This is a genomic window from Streptomyces sp. Mut1, from assembly GCF_030719295.1.
GTDB lineage: Bacteria > Actinomycetota > Actinomycetes > Streptomycetales > Streptomycetaceae > Streptomyces > Streptomyces castrisilvae.
In genome coordinates this window covers 1,444,121-1,459,016 of the sequence record NZ_CP120997.1, presented here as the reverse complement: position 1 = coordinate 1,459,016, position 14,896 = coordinate 1,444,121, and the positions used below count along the sequence as shown (strand labels likewise).

At 65.2% G+C, this 14,896-nt stretch carries 11 protein-coding genes and 3 rRNA genes; 10 read left to right on the top strand and 4 right to left on the bottom strand.

The window, feature by feature from the left end; translation table 11 throughout:
• Positions 1-316 precede the first annotated feature (316 nt).
• Both P8A18_RS06065 and P8A18_RS06060 read left to right on the top strand, forming a co-directional pair.
• Positions 317-1,462: a GAF domain-containing sensor histidine kinase gene (locus tag P8A18_RS06065; protein WP_306052420.1), complete on the top strand. Its 1,146-nt coding sequence runs from the start codon at positions 317-319 to the stop codon at positions 1,460-1,462.
• Positions 1,455-2,105, top strand: a complete 651-nt coding sequence (locus tag P8A18_RS06060; RefSeq protein ID WP_306052418.1) for a response regulator — start codon at positions 1,455-1,457, stop codon at positions 2,103-2,105. The genes P8A18_RS06065 and P8A18_RS06060 overlap by 8 nt, the downstream gene beginning before the upstream one ends.
• Before the next feature lie 51 nt (positions 2,106-2,156).
• On the opposite strand, the gene P8A18_RS06055 is transcribed toward P8A18_RS06060, so the two are convergent.
• Positions 2,157-2,936: an Rv1486c family protein gene (locus tag P8A18_RS06055; protein WP_306052416.1), complete on the bottom strand. Its 780-nt coding sequence runs from the start codon at positions 2,934-2,936 to the stop codon at positions 2,157-2,159.
• Positions 2,937-3,090: 154 nt separating this feature from the next.
• On the opposite strand from P8A18_RS06055, the gene P8A18_RS06050 reads away from it, so the two are divergent.
• The 4 genes from P8A18_RS06050 (at position 3,091) to P8A18_RS06035 (ending at position 6,245) form a co-directional block, all read left to right on the top strand.
• Complete coding sequence (locus P8A18_RS06050) at positions 3,091-3,888, top strand: ABC transporter ATP-binding protein (RefSeq protein ID WP_306052414.1); 798 nt, start codon at positions 3,091-3,093, stop codon at positions 3,886-3,888.
• Between the two features lie 91 nt (positions 3,889-3,979).
• Positions 3,980-4,411, top strand: coding sequence for an NfeD family protein (locus P8A18_RS06045; protein ID WP_306052412.1), 432 nt, complete (start codon positions 3,980-3,982; stop codon positions 4,409-4,411).
• Between the two features lie 74 nt (positions 4,412-4,485).
• Positions 4,486-5,415 (top strand): SPFH domain-containing protein, encoded by a 930-nt coding sequence (locus P8A18_RS06040; RefSeq protein WP_306052410.1) that lies wholly within the window; start codon positions 4,486-4,488, stop codon positions 5,413-5,415.
• Positions 5,416-5,477: 62 nt separating this feature from the next.
• Positions 5,478-6,245 (top strand): sulfite exporter TauE/SafE family protein, encoded by a 768-nt coding sequence (locus P8A18_RS06035; protein ID WP_306052408.1) that lies wholly within the window; start codon positions 5,478-5,480, stop codon positions 6,243-6,245.
• A gap of 61 nt (positions 6,246-6,306) precedes the next feature.
• Here the strand turns inward: P8A18_RS06035 and P8A18_RS06030 are convergent, their stop codons facing one another.
• The 3 genes from P8A18_RS06030 to P8A18_RS06020 form a co-directional block, all read right to left on the bottom strand.
• Entirely contained in the window at positions 6,307-6,813 is a 507-nt protein-coding gene (locus P8A18_RS06030) for an HNH endonuclease (protein ID WP_018553384.1), read from the bottom strand.
• 147 nt (positions 6,814-6,960) lie between these two features.
• The gene (locus P8A18_RS06025) at positions 6,961-7,500 is read right to left on the bottom strand and encodes a YbhB/YbcL family Raf kinase inhibitor-like protein (protein WP_306052405.1); all 540 of its coding nucleotides are present in this window, start codon (positions 7,498-7,500) and stop codon (positions 6,961-6,963) included.
• A gap of 85 nt (positions 7,501-7,585) precedes the next feature.
• Entirely contained in the window at positions 7,586-8,368 is a 783-nt protein-coding gene (locus tag P8A18_RS06020) for a sporulation protein (RefSeq protein WP_018553386.1), read from the bottom strand.
• A gap of 73 nt (positions 8,369-8,441) precedes the next feature.
• On the opposite strand from P8A18_RS06020, the gene P8A18_RS06015 reads away from it, so the two are divergent.
• The 4 genes from P8A18_RS06015 to rrf all read left to right on the top strand — a co-directional run bounded on the left by P8A18_RS06015 (position 8,442) and on the right by rrf (position 14,859).
• Positions 8,442-9,083: a DNA-3-methyladenine glycosylase gene (locus P8A18_RS06015; protein WP_306052403.1), complete on the top strand. Its 642-nt coding sequence runs from the start codon at positions 8,442-8,444 to the stop codon at positions 9,081-9,083.
• A 591-nt stretch (positions 9,084-9,674) separates the two neighbouring features.
• Positions 9,675-11,200 (top strand): 16S ribosomal RNA (locus tag P8A18_RS06010).
• Between the two features lie 306 nt (positions 11,201-11,506).
• Positions 11,507-14,631: ribosomal RNA gene (locus P8A18_RS06005) — 23S ribosomal RNA — on the top strand.
• A gap of 111 nt (positions 14,632-14,742) precedes the next feature.
• Positions 14,743-14,859 (top strand): 5S ribosomal RNA (gene rrf, locus P8A18_RS06000).
• The 16S, 23S and 5S rRNA genes sit together here, the layout of an rRNA operon.
• Positions 14,860-14,896 lie beyond the last annotated feature (37 nt).

The window sequence follows — 14,896 nt, the reverse complement described above, 5'->3', positions numbered from 1 at the left end:
TGTGACGTACGAAGCCGGATAGTGGATTACCGCACTGTTCGCACCACGGCATCCCAGGTCAAGACCACCCAAATCGCCCTTTTTGCTCCACTAGGTAGCTTCGTAAGTGACGTGGGCCCTATGCGCGGCCTCACATCGGGCGGGTAACGGAATCACCATGTGTTGCGCCAGCAATGCGGAATGTGACGTTCCGGAAAGAGGTGGCGGACAGGGATGCGCAGCTCGGGCCCGGGTCTCCGGTCCTAGTCCTCACGCCCCGGCCCACGGCCGTCCGCAGCCCGATACGGGGCCGGGAGGGCGCCGGTACGGTGAGGCCATGAGCCACCGCCCACCCTCGGGCCTCGCAGCCGTCAGCGCCGCGCTGCTCGCCATGAGCCGCCACCTGGAGGTACGGGACGTCCTGAAGACGATCGTCGCCTCGGCCCGCGAACTCCTGGACGCCGAATACGCCGCCCTCGGGGTCCCCGACGACCACGGCGGCTTCGCCCAGTTCGTCGTCGACGGCGTGAGCGACGAGCAGTGGAAGGCCATCGGACCGCTGCCCCGGCAGCACGGCATCCTCGCCGCGATGCTCCACGGCGCGAAGCCCGAGCGGCTGGCCGACGTCCGCAAGGACCCGCGCTTCGAGGGCTGGCCCAGCGCCCACCCCGACATGTCCGACTTCCTCGGCCTGCCCATCCGGGACGGCGACGAGACCATCGGCGCGCTCTTCCTCGCCAACAAGAGGTGCCCCAAGCCCGAAGGCAGCTGCGGCTTCACCGCCGAGGACGAGGAACTGCTCTCGATCCTCGCCCAGCACGCCGCGATAGCCCTCACCAACGCCCGGCTCTACGAGCGCAGCCGCGAGCTCACCATCGCCGAGGAACGCTCCCGCCTCGCCCACGAGCTCCACGACGCGGTCAGCCAGAAGCTCTTCTCGCTCCGCCTCACCGCCCAGGCCGCCGCCGCCCTCGTCGACCGCGACCCGGCCCGCGCCAAGGGCGAGCTCCAGCAGGTCGCCGCACTGGCCGCCGAGGCCGTGGACGAGCTGCGCGCCGCCGTCGTGGAGCTGCGCCCGGCCGCCCTGGACGAGGACGGCCTCGTCGCCACCCTCCGTACCCAGATCCAGGTCCTGGACCGGGCCCACAGCGCCCGCGTCACCTTCACCGGCTCGGGCGTCCGCGCCCTGCCCGCCGCCCAGGAGGAGGCGCTGCTGCGGGTCTCCCAGGAGGCCCTGCACAACGCCCTGCGCCACTCCGGCGCCGCGCACGTCGATGTCACCCTCGCCCGCCGAGACGGCTCCACCGTGCTGCGGATCACCGACGACGGCCGGGGCTTCGAACCCGCGGCCACCCGCCAGGCCGGGCGCCATCTGGGCCTGGTATCCATGCGGGACCGGGCGAGCGGCGTCGGCGGCCGGCTCACCGTCGAATCCGAACCCGGCAGGGGCACCACGATCGAGATGGAGATACCCGGTGGCTGACACGATCATCAGGGTGCTGCTGGTGGACGACCACCAGGTGGTCCGCCGCGGCCTGCGGACCTTCCTGGAGATCCAGGACGACATCGAGGTCGTCGGCGAGGCGTCCGACGGCGCCGAGGGCGTGGCCAGGACCGAGGAGCTGCGGCCCGACGTGGTGCTGATGGACATCAAGATGCCCGGCACCGACGGCATCGAGGCGCTGCGCAGGCTCCGCGAACTGGCGAACCCGGCCAAGGTGCTGATCGTCACCAGCTTCACCGAACAGCGCACGGTCGTCCCCGCCCTGCGCGCCGGCGCCTCCGGCTACGTGTACAAGGACGTCGACCCCGACGCGCTGGCCGGCGCCATCCGCTCGGTGCACGCCGGGCACGTCCTGCTCCAGCCCGAGGTGGCCGGGGCGCTGCTGGCCCAGGACGAGCCGGGCTCGGGAACCGGCCGGGGGAGCACCCTGACCGAACGGGAGCGGGAAGTCCTCGGCCTGATCGCCGACGGCCGGTCCAACCGGGAGATCGCACGGGCCCTGGTCCTGTCCGAGAAGACCGTCAAGACCCATGTCTCGAACATCCTGATGAAGCTGGACCTCTCGGACCGCACCCAGGCCGCCCTGTGGGCCGTCCGCCACGGGGCCGCCGGACAGGACTAGGGCCTGTCCGGCGGATCTCCGCGCCCGCCACGGATTACCACGGGACAGCTCTCAGCGCGCCCGCTCCTCCACATACGCGTTGTACGCCGCCACCTGCGCCCGCCGGGCCACCCGCTCCACCGGCCGCAGCGCCTCGCCCCGTGCCGCCATCTCCGAGGCGCTCACCGCACCGCCGTGCCCGTTCTCGTACGCCACCGAGACCAGCAGCCCGACCCGCTGCGCCAGCTCCAGCACCCGCACCGCCCGGGGCGGATACCCGGGGGCCAGCACCTCGCGCCCGCGCTCGGCCCGTGCCCGGTACGCGTCCACCGCCGCCTCCGCCACCGGCCCCGAACCGGCCACGTCGAGCCGGGACAGCACGGCCGTCGCGTCCCGCAACGCCTCCGCCAGCTCCCGCTCCGCCTCGCCCAGCGACGGCACATCGGCCGGCGGAGCCTCCCGTACCGCCAGGCAGTGCCAGACCACGTCCACGTGCAGATCCCCGGCGGGCCCCGCCTCGCGCACCTCGGGCACCAGTCCGTACGGAGCACCGTGCGTGACCACCGCCTCCTCCGCCTCCAGCGCCCGCGCGTTGAAATCGGCCGGACCGCTCAGCCCCAGCGGATGCCCCGGCACCGGCAGCGCCACCCGGAACCCGCTCACCCCCAGCGACCGCAGCCGCCCCAGCGCGAACGTGAGGCCGGCCGGCCCCGCCTCGCCGGGCAGCCCCTCGACGCGGTGCACCGCGTCCTCTCCGACGATCGCGAGCGCCGCGTCGTCCGGCGACACGAGCCCCGAGAGCAGCGCGTTGCCCCAAGCGGCCAGCAGCCCTGAGCGTGGTTCCGAAAGCATGCCGACAGCTTAGAAGCTCCGGCCGCACCCCCCGTCCGCCTCGCGACGACGGGCCCAGCGCCCTTTGCACTCCTGCGGTGGCGTAGGTTTTCCCTGGGAGCTGTGCCCACAGGCACGCGACGATCTCGACACTGCATGGGGAGACAACGCGCTCATGAGCGATGTACTGGAGCTGGTGGACGTATCCGTGGTCCGCGACGGACGCGCTCTGGTGGACGACGTCTCCTGGTCGGTCAAGGAGGGCGAACGCTGGGTCATCCTCGGCCCCAACGGCGCCGGCAAGACCACCCTGCTGAACATCGCGTCCAGCTACCTCTTCCCCACCAAGGGCAGCGTCACCGTCCTCGGCGAGCGCCTCGGCGGCGTCGGCACCGACGTCTTCGACCTGCGCCCCCGCATCGGCATCGCGGGCGTCGCCCTCGCCGAGAAGCTCCCCAGGCGCCAGACGGTCCTGCAGACGGTGCTCACCGCCGCCTACGGCATGACCGCCACCTGGAACGAGAACTACGACAAGGTCGACGAGGACCGCGCCCGCGCCTTCCTCGACCGGCTCGGCATGAGCGAATACCTCGACCGGAACTTCGGCACCCTCTCCGAGGGCGAGCGCAAGCGCACCCTGATCGCCCGCGCCATGATGACCGACCCCGAGCTGCTCCTCCTGGACGAGCCCGCCGCCGGCCTCGACCTCGGCGGCCGCGAGGACCTCGTCCGGCGCCTCGGCCGGCTGGCCCGCGACCCGTACGCCCCCTCCATGATCATGGTGACCCACCACGTCGAGGAGATCGCCCCCGGCTTCACCCACGTCCTGATGATCCGGCAGGGCAAGGTGCTCGCCGCGGGACCCATGGAGACCGAGCTGACCTCCCGCAACCTCTCCCTCTGCTTCGGCCTGCCCCTCGTCGTGGAGCACCAGGGCGACCGCTACACCGCGCGGGGACTGCCCCTCGCCTGAGCCGGTAGGGCGGCCCGCCCGCCGTACTCGCCGCCGTACGGGCCCGGTTGCGCCCTGTCGGTGGAGGTGCTCGCGGACCTACGATGACCACGTGGACATCGACGCGTGGGTGTGGTGGCTGATCGGTGCGGCAGGACTGGGCATTCCGCTCGTCCTCACCGCGATGCCCGAATTCGGCATGTTCGCCGTGGGGGCGGTCGCCGCCGCGGTGGTCGCGGCCCTCGGCGGCGGAATCGTCGCCCAGGTCCTGGTCTTCGTCATCGTCTCGGTGGCGCTGATCGCCGTGGTGCGTCTGATCGCGGGCAGACAGCGCGCGGACCGTACCCCGCAGCATGCCACCGGCATCGACGCCCTGAGGGGCCGTCAGGCCGTCGTCCTGGAACGGGTGGACGGAGCCGGCGGCCGCATCAAGCTGGCCGGAGAGGTCTGGTCGGCACGCGCGCTCGACGCCGGAATCAGCTTCGAACCGGGCCAACAGGTCGATGTGGTCGACATCGACGGGGCGACGGCCATCGTCATGTGACCGAACGGCCCCCGGACCACGGCGTGTTCTGACAGACTCGATGACGATCATCAACCGAAGGGCACGAGGAAACGATGCAACCGATCATCATCGTCCTGATCATTCTGGTGGTGCTCGTCTTCATCGCTCTGATCAAGACGATCCAGGTCATCCCCCAGGCCAGCGCCGCCATCGTCGAGCGATTCGGCCGGTACACCCGCACCCTGAACGCGGGCCTGAACATCGTCGTCCCGTTCATCGACTCGATCCGCAACCGGATCGACCTGCGCGAGCAGGTCGTACCCTTCCCGCCGCAGCCCGTGATCACCCAGGACAACCTGGTGGTCAACATCGACACCGTCATCTACTACCAGGTGACCGACGCGCGGGCCGCGACCTACGAGGTCGCCAGCTACATCCAGGCCATCGAGCAGCTCACCGTCACCACGCTGCGCAACATCATCGGCGGCATGGACCTGGAACGGACCCTCACCTCCCGCGAGGACATCAACGCGGCCCTGCGTGGAGTCCTCGACGAGGCCACCGGCAAATGGGGCATCCGCGTCAACCGCGTCGAGCTCAAAGCGATCGAGCCGCCCACCTCCATCCAGGACTCGATGGAGAAGCAGATGCGCGCCGACCGCGACAAGCGCGCCGCCATCCTCCAGGCCGAGGGCACCCGCCAGTCCGCGATCCTCACCGCCGAGGGCGAGAAGCAGTCGGCGATCCTGCGCGCCGAAGGTGAGGCCAAGGCCGCCGCCCTGCGCGCCGAGGGCGAGGCCCAGGCCATCCGTACGGTCTTCGAGTCCATCCACGCCGGTGACCCGGACCAGAAGCTCCTGTCGTACCAGTACCTCCAGATGCTGCCGAAGATCGCCGAGGGCGACGCCAACAAGCTCTGGATCGTGCCCAGCGAGATCGGCGACGCCCTCAAGGGCCTGAGCGGCGCCTTCGGCAACCTCGGCTCCGGCGTACCCGGCTTCAACACCGGCAAGGAACGCCGCGAGGAACCCCCGGTCGACTGACGTGTACATCCCCCGTGCATGATTCGGTGCACCAAGCACCGATCACGCACGGGGGATACGCCATGTCCATCTGGGAGATGCTCGCCGTCTTCGCGGCGGGGATCAGCGCAGGCACGATCAACACGATCGTCGGTTCGGGGACGCTGATCACCTTCCCCGTGCTGCTCGCCACCGGCCTGCCCCCGGTCACCGCCACCGTCTCCAACGCACTCGGCCTGATCCCCGGCTCCATCAGCGGCGCGATCGGCTACCGCAAGGAACTCGAAGGCCAGCGCCCCCGTGTCCTCAAACTCACCGTGGGCGCCCTCGTCGGCGGCCTGACCGGCGCCACCCTGCTACTGGCCCTGCCCTCCACGGCCTTCGAGACCATCGTCCCGGTCCTGGTCGCGCTGGCCCTCCTCCTGGTCATCCTGCAACCGCGCATCAGCAAAGCGGTCCAGTCCAGGCGCGCCCGCACCGGGACGCCGGCCCACCCGGACGGCGGCCCCCTGCTCTTCATCGGTCTGACGCTCGCCAGCGTCTACGGCGGCTACTTCACCGCCGCCCAGGGGATCATCTACCTCTCCCTCATGGGCATGCTCGTCGACGACACCATGCAGCGCCTCAACGCCGTGAAGAACGTCCTCGCGGCCATCGTCAACAGCATCGCCGCGCTCTTCTTCCTCTTCGTCGCCGACTTCGACTGGACGGCCGTCGTGCTGATCGCGGTGGGCTCCGCGCTCGGCGGCCAGATCGGCGCCAAGGTCGGCCGCCGGCTCAGCCCCGCCTTCCTGCGCGCCCTCATCGTCACGGTCGGCACGGCGGCCATCGTCCAGCTGGTGCTGCGCTGACGGACCGAGGCCCGCCTCCTCGCGGAGACGGGCCTCGGTCACGGCGCCGGGCGTACGGCGGCTACGCCGCGGACTGCGCGAGCCACTCCGGCAGCGCCGACCGGTCACCGGCCCCGAGTGCCAGCAGCATCGCGTCCGCCGGGGACGGCACGAACGGCTGCCGCAGGAGCGGCATCCCCGCCTGCTCCGGCGTCCGGGCCGCTTTGCGGTGGTTGTCCTCGGCGCACGAGGCCACCGTATTGAGCCAGGTGTCCTGGCCGCCCTGGGCGCGTGGCACGACATGGTCGACGGTGCTCGCACGCTTCCCGCAGTACGCGCACCGGTGCTGGTCCCGGACCAGCACACCCCTTCTGGACCACGGGGCCTGTCTTCGGAACGGCACCCGTACGTACCGGCAGAGCCTGATCACCCGGGGCACCGGTATGTCCACGGCGGCCCCGCGCATCCGGAGGCCGGGGTGCGACTGCTCGACGACGGCCTTGTCCTGCAGAATCAGCACCACCGCGCGATTCAGCGTCACCGTCGACAGCGGCTCGAAGCTCGCGTTCAGAACCAGCGTGTCCCGCATCCCGCCCACCTCCCGTGTGCCGGCCGCCCCCTGGCAGGCCCGGATCAACTCTGGCCGGGCGGGCCGTGATGGACAACGCATTAAAAAACGCCCTGCCCTGATCTCTCCAGGACCAGGGCAGGGCAAACGGCTGCGGGGTTTTTCGTCTCAGTCGGTTTCGGCGGGCTCCGCGTATTCGGCGATCAACTGGGCGCGGCCCAGGGTGTGGAAACGCAGGTTGAAACCGACCGCCGCGGGCGAGGTGTCGCTGTCGGGGCCGAGCTTCTCACTGTCCACCGCGTACACGGTGAACACATAGCGGTGATTCTCACCGGCCGGCGGGGCGGCCCCGCCGAAGTCCTTCGTCCCGTAGTCGTTGCGGGCCTGTACGGCACCGGCGGGCAGCCCCTCGAACTTTCCGCTGCCCGCACCCGCCGGGAGCCGCGTGACCGATGCCGGGATGTCGAAGACCACCCAGTGCCAGAACCCGCTGCCCGTCGGGGCGTCCGGGTCGAAGCACGTCACGGCGAAGCTCTTGGTCTCCGCCGGGAACCCCTCCCACCGCAGCTGCGGCGAAGTGTTCCCGGCCGCGTACACCTGTGCGTCCGCAAGCACGGCGCCCGGGGCGATGTCCTCGCTCACCACGGTGAACGAGGGCACTTCCGGGTGGAAGTCGTGCGGCAGCGGCGCCCTCTTCGGCTCGGTCACGTCAGCACCTCTCTGTCGGCTCTGCGGGTTCTGTCGGTTCTGTCGGGTTGCGCGGGAGATCTCTCTCCCCCCGCTCCTTCCGACCCTAGAGCCAGTTGCGCTGACCGCCGACCTGCGCCAGCCACTGGTTCAGGTAGGCCGCCCAGTCGGTCTCGTGGAAGTCGTGCAGACCCACCCGGAAGGCGCGGTAGGAGTCGCTGCCCTCGCTGAAGAGGCCCGCCTTCTTGTCCATCTCCAGAACGACGTCCATCTCGCGGTCGTCGGCGACGAACGACAGCTCCACCTGGTTCAGCCCCCGGTACTGGGACGGCGGGTAGAACTCGATCTCCTGGTAGAAGGGCAGCCGCTGACGCGTGCCGCGGATGTGGCCGCGCTCCATGTCCGCGCTGCGGAAGCCGAAGCCCAGCTGGCCGAAGGCGTCGAGGATGGCCTCCTGGGCCGGCAGCGGGTGCACGTTGACGGGGTCGAGGTCGCCCGAGTCCAGCGCCCGCGCGATCTCCAGCTCGGTGGTCACCCCGATGTTCATGCCGTGCAGGTGCTGGCCCGCGAACATGGTGATGGGCGTCTCCCAGGGGATCTCCAGGCCGAACGGCACGACGTGCACCGCCCCGGCCCGCACCTCGAAGGCGCCGCCGAGCCGCAGCTTGGTGAACTCGATGTCCTGCTTGGTCTCCTGGTCGTGGCCCTCGACCTCGACCCGGGCCTGAAGACCTACGGAGAGCCCCTCGATCTGCTGGTCCACCGACCCGCCCTGGATGCGCACCTCACCCTGAACGACCCCGCCCGGGACGACGTTCAGCTCGGTGAGCTCCGTCTCCACCGAAGCGCCACCGGCACCCATGCTCGCGAGCAGCCGCTTGAAGCCCATGTTTTCTCCTCCTAGGTCCTGATCCCTACATACGCGCGACGATCGCGGTCGGTTCCCGCTAACCTCGAACCTCATGATCGACAGTCCGGACCGTACGCCGCTGACGCGGGAGTTCTTCGACCGTCCCGTGCTGGAGGTGGCACCCGATCTCCTCGGCCGGACCCTGGTCCGCAGCACACCGGACGGCCCGATCGCCCTGCGCCTCACGGAGGTCGAGGCGTACGCCGGCGAGATCGACCCCGGCTCGCACGCCTTCCGGGGCCGCACCCGGCGCAACGACGCGATGTACGGACCGCCCGGCCACGCGTACGTCTACTTCACCTACGGCATGTGGCACTGCATGAATCTGGTGTGCGGTCCCGAGGGCAGGGCGAGCGGGGTGCTGCTCCGGGCCGGCGAGATCTTCGAGGGCGCCGAACTCACGCGCAAACGTCGAGTTTCAGCCCGTAATGACAAGGAACTGGCCAAAGGGCCGGCCCGCCTGGCGACGGCCCTGGACATCGGCCGGGCCCTGGACGGCACGGACGCCATCGCCCACGAGGACGCCGAGCTGTCGGTGCTCCACGGCACCCCGCCCCGGCGTGACCAGGTGCGCAACGGTCCACGCACCGGCGTGGGCGGGGACGGGGCGGTGCACCCGTGGCGCTTCTGGATCGACGGCGACCCGACGGTGAGCCCGTACCGCGCCCATGTGCCGCGCCGGAGGTCAACTTGACTCGCCCATGCGGGGCACCTAATGTTGACCGAGTCGCTTGACACGGGTACAGCTGTTGGTTCGGTCCATCGGATCGCATGCCGCGCCTACCCGGAGCGGCCACACCACTACCTACGACTCACCCCAGAGGGTGCGGATTTCGGCATGCCGGAATTCGGTCCCGCTGACTCGATTATGAGTAACCGGGAGAATCCGCTAAAGTAGTGGACACGCCGAAAGGGAAACGCGAAAGCGAAGAACTGGAAAGCGGAAAAGCATGGCCCGCTTCGACCGGGAATCGGACACGAAAGAGTCTGATAGAGTCGGAAACGCAAGACCGAAGGGAAGCGCCCGGAGGAAAGCCTCAGAAAATGTTCTGCGGTGAGTACAAAGGAAGCGTCCGTTCCTTGAGAACTCAACAGCGTGCCAAAAGTCAACGCCAGATATGTTGATACCCCGGCCTGCTTCGGCAGGTTGGTGGTTCCTTTGAAAAGTCCTACGGGGTCACTGACCTGGTAGGCAATTACACAGCGAGGACGCAGTGGACGACGGGTCTTATTCCGACCTTGTTGTTCCGCTCTCGTGATGTGTGGTCCCGATTACGGGAAAACATTCACGGAGAGTTTGATCCTGGCTCAGGACGAACGCTGGCGGCGTGCTTAACACATGCAAGTCGAACGATGAAGCCCTTCGGGGTGGATTAGTGGCGAACGGGTGAGTAACACGTGGGCAATCTGCCCTTCACTCTGGGACAAGCCCTGGAAACGGGGTCTAATACCGGATAATACTTTCCCTCTCCTGGGGGAAGGTTGAAAGCTCCGGCGGTGAAGGATGAGCCCGCGGCCTATCAGCTAGTTGGTGGGGTAATGGCCTACCAAGGCGACGACGGGTAGCCGGCCTGAGAGGGCGACCGGCCACACTGGGACTGAGACACGGCCCAGACTCCTACGGGAGGCAGCAGTGGGGAATATTGCACAATGGGCGAAAGCCTGATGCAGCGACGCCGCGTGAGGGATGACGGCCTTCGGGTTGTAAACCTCTTTCAGCAGGGAAGAAGCGAAAGTGACGGTACCTGCAGAAGAAGCGCCGGCTAACTACGTGCCAGCAGCCGCGGTAATACGTAGGGCGCAAGCGTTGTCCGGAATTATTGGGCGTAAAGAGCTCGTAGGCGGCTTGTTGCGTCGGTTGTGAAAGCCCGGGGCTTAACCCCGGGTCTGCAGTCGATACGGGCAGGCTAGAGTGTGGTAGGGGAGATCGGAATTCCTGGTGTAGCGGTGAAATGCGCAGATATCAGGAGGAACACCGGTGGCGAAGGCGGATCTCTGGGCCATTACTGACGCTGAGGAGCGAAAGCGTGGGGAGCGAACAGGATTAGATACCCTGGTAGTCCACGCCGTAAACGTTGGGAACTAGGTGTTGGCGACATTCCACGTCGTCGGTGCCGCAGCTAACGCATTAAGTTCCCCGCCTGGGGAGTACGGCCGCAAGGCTAAAACTCAAAGGAATTGACGGGGGCCCGCACAAGCAGCGGAGCATGTGGCTTAATTCGACGCAACGCGAAGAACCTTACCAAGGCTTGACATATACCGGAAAGCATCAGAGATGGTGCCCCCCTTGTGGTCGGTATACAGGTGGTGCATGGCTGTCGTCAGCTCGTGTCGTGAGATGTTGGGTTAAGTCCCGCAACGAGCGCAACCCTTGTTCTGTGTTGCCAGCATACCCTTCGGGGTGATGGGGACTCACAGGAGACTGCCGGGGTCAACTCGGAGGAAGGTGGGGACGACGTCAAGTCATCATGCCCCTTATGTCTTGGGCTGCACACGTGCTACAATGGCCGGTACAATGAGCTGCGATGCCGCGAGGCGGAGCGAATCTCAAAAAGCCGGTCTCAGTTCGGATTGGGGTCTGCAACTCGACCCCATGAAGTCGGAGTTGCTAGTAATCGCAGATCAGCATTGCTGCGGTGAATACGTTCCCGGGCCTTGTACACACCGCCCGTCACGTCACGAAAGTCGGTAACACCCGAAGCCGGTGGCCCAACCCCTTGTGGGAGGGAGCTGTCGAAGGTGGGACTGGCGATTGGGACGAAGTCGTAACAAGGTAGCCGTACCGGAAGGTGCGGCTGGATCACCTCCTTTCTAAGGAGCATCTAGATTCCGCAAGGGATCCAGAGCCACAACGTCGGCAAATGTTCGACGGTGGTCAGCTCATGGGTGGAACGTTGACTATTCAGTATCCGGTGGCTCCATCGGTCGTGAGTACTGCTCTTCGGGGCGTGGAAAACGAACCGGCGGGATTCCGGATACTGGGCACGCTGTTGGGTGTCTGAAGGTATGGCCGTAAGGCAGCCTTCAAACGCCGGCCCCAGTGCACTCGTTCGTAAGAACGGGGTGATGGGTGGCTGGTCGTTGCTTGAGAACTGCACAGTGGACGCGAGCATCTGTGGCCAAGTTTTTAAGGGCGCACGGTGGATGCCTTGGCACCAGGAACCGATGAAGGACGTGGGAGGCCACGATAGTCCCCGGGGAGTCGTCAACCAGACTTTGATCCGGGGGTTTCCGAATGGGGAAACCCGGCAGTCGTCATGGGCTGTCACCCGCTGCTGAACACATAGGCAGTGTGGAGGGAACGAGGGGAAGTGAAACATCTCAGTACCCTCAGGAAGAGAAAACAACCGTGATTCCGGGAGTAGTGGCGAGCGAAACTGGATCAGGCCAAACCGTTTACGTGTGATACCCGGCAGGGGTTGCGTGAGCGGGGTTGTGGGATCTCTTTTTCATAGTCTGCCGGCTGTGAGACGAGTCAGAAACCGTTGATGTAGGCGAAGGACATGCGAAAGGTCCGGCGTAGAGGGTAAGACCCCCGTAGCTGAAACATTGACGGCTCGTTTAAGAGACACCCAAGTAGCACGGGGCCCGAGAAATCCCGTGTGAATCTGGCGGGACCACCCGTTAAGCCTAAATATTCCCTGGTGACCGATAGCGGATAGTACCGTGAGGGAATGGTGAAAAGTACCGCGGGAGCGGAGTGAAATAGTACCTGAAACCGTGTGCCTACAAGCCGTGGGAGCGTCGCGCATCGAGCTTGCTCGGTGCGTCGTGACTGCGTGCCTTTTGAAGAATGAGCCTGCGAGTTTGCGGTGTGTTGCGAGGTTAACCCGTGTGGGGAAGCCGTAGCGAAAGCGAGTCCGAATAGGGCGGTTTAGTAGCGCGCTCAAGACCCGAAGCGGAGTGATCTAGCCATGGGCAGGTTGAAGCGGAGGTAAGACTTCGTGGAGGACCGAACCCACCAGGGTTGAAAACCTGGGGGATGACCTGTGGTTAGGGGTGAAAGGCCAATCAAACTCCGTGATAGCTGGTTCTCCCCGAAATGCATTTAGGTGCAGCGTCGTGTGTTTCTTGCCGGAGGTAGAGCACTGGATAGGCGATGGGCCCTACCGGGTTACTGACCTTAGCCAAACTCCGAATGCCGGTAAGTGAGAGCGCGGCAGTGAGACTGTGGGGGATAAGCTCCATGGTCGAGAGGGAAACAGCCCAGAGCATCGACTAAGGCCCCTAAGCGTACGCTAAGTGGGAAAGGATGTGGAGTCGCAGAGACAACCAGGAGGTTGGCTTAGAAGCAGCCACCCTTGAAAGAGTGCGTAATAGCTCACTGGTCAAGTGATTCCGCGCCGACAATGTAGCGGGGCTCAAGCGTACCGCCGAAGTCGTGTCATTCATACACATATCCTCAACGGGAGTATGGATGGGTAGGGGAGCGTCGTGTGCCGGGTGAAGCAGCCGCGGAAGCGAGTTGTGGACGGTTCACGAGTGAGAATGCAGGCATGAGTAGCGATACACACGTGAGAAACGTGTGCGCCGATTGACTAAGGGTTCCTGGGTCAAGCTGATCTGCCCAGGGTAAGTCGGGACCTAAGGCGAGGCCGACAGGCGTAGTCGATGGACAACCGGTTGATATTCCGGTACCCGCTTTGAAACGCCCAGTACTGAATCAGGCGATGCTAAGTCCGTGAAGCCGGCCCGATCTCTTCGGAGTTGAGGGTAGTGGTGGAGCCGATGAACCAGACTTGTAGTAGGTAAGCGATGGGGTGACGCAGGAAGGTAGTCCAGCCCGGGCGGTGGTTGTCCCGGGGTAAGGGTGTAGGCCGTGTGGTAGGTAAATCCGTCACACATTGAGGCTGAGACCTGATGCCGAGCCGATTGTGGTGAAGTGGATGATCCTATGCTGTCGAGAAAAGCCTCTAGCGAGTTTCATGGCGGCCCGTACCCTAAACCGACTCAGGTGGTCAGGTAGAGAATACCGAGGCGTTCGGGTGAACTATGGTTAAGGAACTCGGCAAAATGCCCCCGTAACTTCGGGAGAAGGGGGGCCATCACTGGTGAGGGAACTTGCTTCCTGAGCTGGGGGTGGCCGCAGAGACCAGCGAGAAGCGACTGTTTACTAAAAACACAGGTCCGTGCGAAGCCGTAAGGCGATGTATACGGACTGACGCCTGCCCGGTGCTGGAACGTTAAGGGGACCGGTTAGCTGCCTTTCGGGGTGGCGAAGCTGAGAACTTAAGCGCCAGTAAACGGCGGTGGTAACTATAACCATCCTAAGGTAGCGAAATTCCTTGTCGGGTAAGTTCCGACCTGCACGAATGGCGTAACGACTTCTCGACTGTCTCAACCATAGGCCCGGTGAAATTGCACTACGAGTAAAGATGCTCGTTTCGCGCAGCAGGACGGAAAGACCCCGGGACCTTTACTATAGTTTGATATTGGTGTTCGGTTCGGCTTGTGTAGGATAGGTGGGAGACTTTGAAGCGGCCACGCCAGTGGTTGTGGAGTCGCCGTTGAAATACCACTCTGGTCGTGCTGGATGTCTAACCTGGGTCCGTGATCCGGATCAGGGACAGTGTCTGATGGGTAGTTTAACTGGGGCGGTTGCCTCCTAAAGAGTAACGGAGGCGCCCAAAGGTTCCCTCAGCCTGGTTGGCAATCAGGTGTTGAGTGTAAGTGCACAAGGGAGCTTGACTGTGAGACCGACGGGTCGAGCAGGGACGAAAGTCGGGACTAGTGATCCGGCAGTGGCTTGTGGAAGCGCTGTCGCTCAACGGATAAAAGGTACCCCGGGGATAACAGGCTGATCTTCCCCAAGAGTCCATATCGACGGGATGGTTTGGCACCTCGATGTCGGCTCGTCGCATCCTGGGGCTGGAGTCGGTCCCAAGGGTTGGGCTGTTCGCCCATTAAAGCGGTACGCGAGCTGGGTTTAGAACGTCGTGAGACAGTTCGGTCCCTATCCGCTGTGCGCGTAGGAATATTGAGAAGGGCTGTCCCTAGTACGAGAGGACCGGGACGGACGAACCTCTGGTGTGCCAGTTGTCCTGCCAAGGGCATGGCTGGTTGGCTACGTTCGGAAAGGATAACCGCTGAAAGCATCTAAGCGGGAAGCCTGCTTCGAGATGAGTATTCCCACCAACTTGATTGGTTAAGGCTCCCAGTAGACGACTGGGTTGATAGGCCAGATGTGGAAGCCCGGTAACGGGTGGAGCTGACTGGTACTAATAGGCCGAGGGCTTGTCCTCAGTTGCTCGCGTCCACTGTGTTGTTCCCGGGTTGCGAACAGTTATCGCACCGGTTGAACAGCTTCACTACTTAATTGAAAAGTGTGCTTGTTCGCTAGAACCCGATAGGGTTTCGGTGGTCATTGCGTTAGGGAAACGCCCGGTTACATTCCGAACCCGGAAGCTAAGCCTTTCAGCGCCGATGGTACTGCAGGGGGGACCCTGTGGGAGAGTAGGACGCCGCCGAACAATCTTTGAAGGACCCTTGGTCCCAGCGTTCAACGCT

What these genes read in the sequence shown, in the direction of transcription:
- P8A18_RS06065 (WP_306052420.1), top strand. Translation starts at nt 317, where the DNA reads ATGAGCCACCGCCCACCCTCGGGCCTCGCAGCCGTCAGCGCCGCGCTG.
- P8A18_RS06055 (WP_306052416.1), bottom strand. Translation starts at nt 2,936, where the DNA reads ATGCTTTCGGAACCACGCTCAGGGCTGCTGGCCGCTTGGGGCAACGCG.
- P8A18_RS06050 (WP_306052414.1), top strand. Translation starts at nt 3,091, where the DNA reads ATGAGCGATGTACTGGAGCTGGTGGACGTATCCGTGGTCCGCGACGGA.
- P8A18_RS06040 (WP_306052410.1), top strand. Translation starts at nt 4,486, where the DNA reads ATGCAACCGATCATCATCGTCCTGATCATTCTGGTGGTGCTCGTCTTC.
- P8A18_RS06035 (WP_306052408.1), top strand. Translation starts at nt 5,478, where the DNA reads ATGTCCATCTGGGAGATGCTCGCCGTCTTCGCGGCGGGGATCAGCGCA.
- P8A18_RS06030 (WP_018553384.1), bottom strand. Translation starts at nt 6,813, where the DNA reads ATGCGGGACACGCTGGTTCTGAACGCGAGCTTCGAGCCGCTGTCGACG.
- P8A18_RS06020 (WP_018553386.1), bottom strand. Translation starts at nt 8,368, where the DNA reads ATGGGCTTCAAGCGGCTGCTCGCGAGCATGGGTGCCGGTGGCGCTTCG.
- P8A18_RS06015 (WP_306052403.1), top strand. Translation starts at nt 8,442, where the DNA reads ATGATCGACAGTCCGGACCGTACGCCGCTGACGCGGGAGTTCTTCGAC.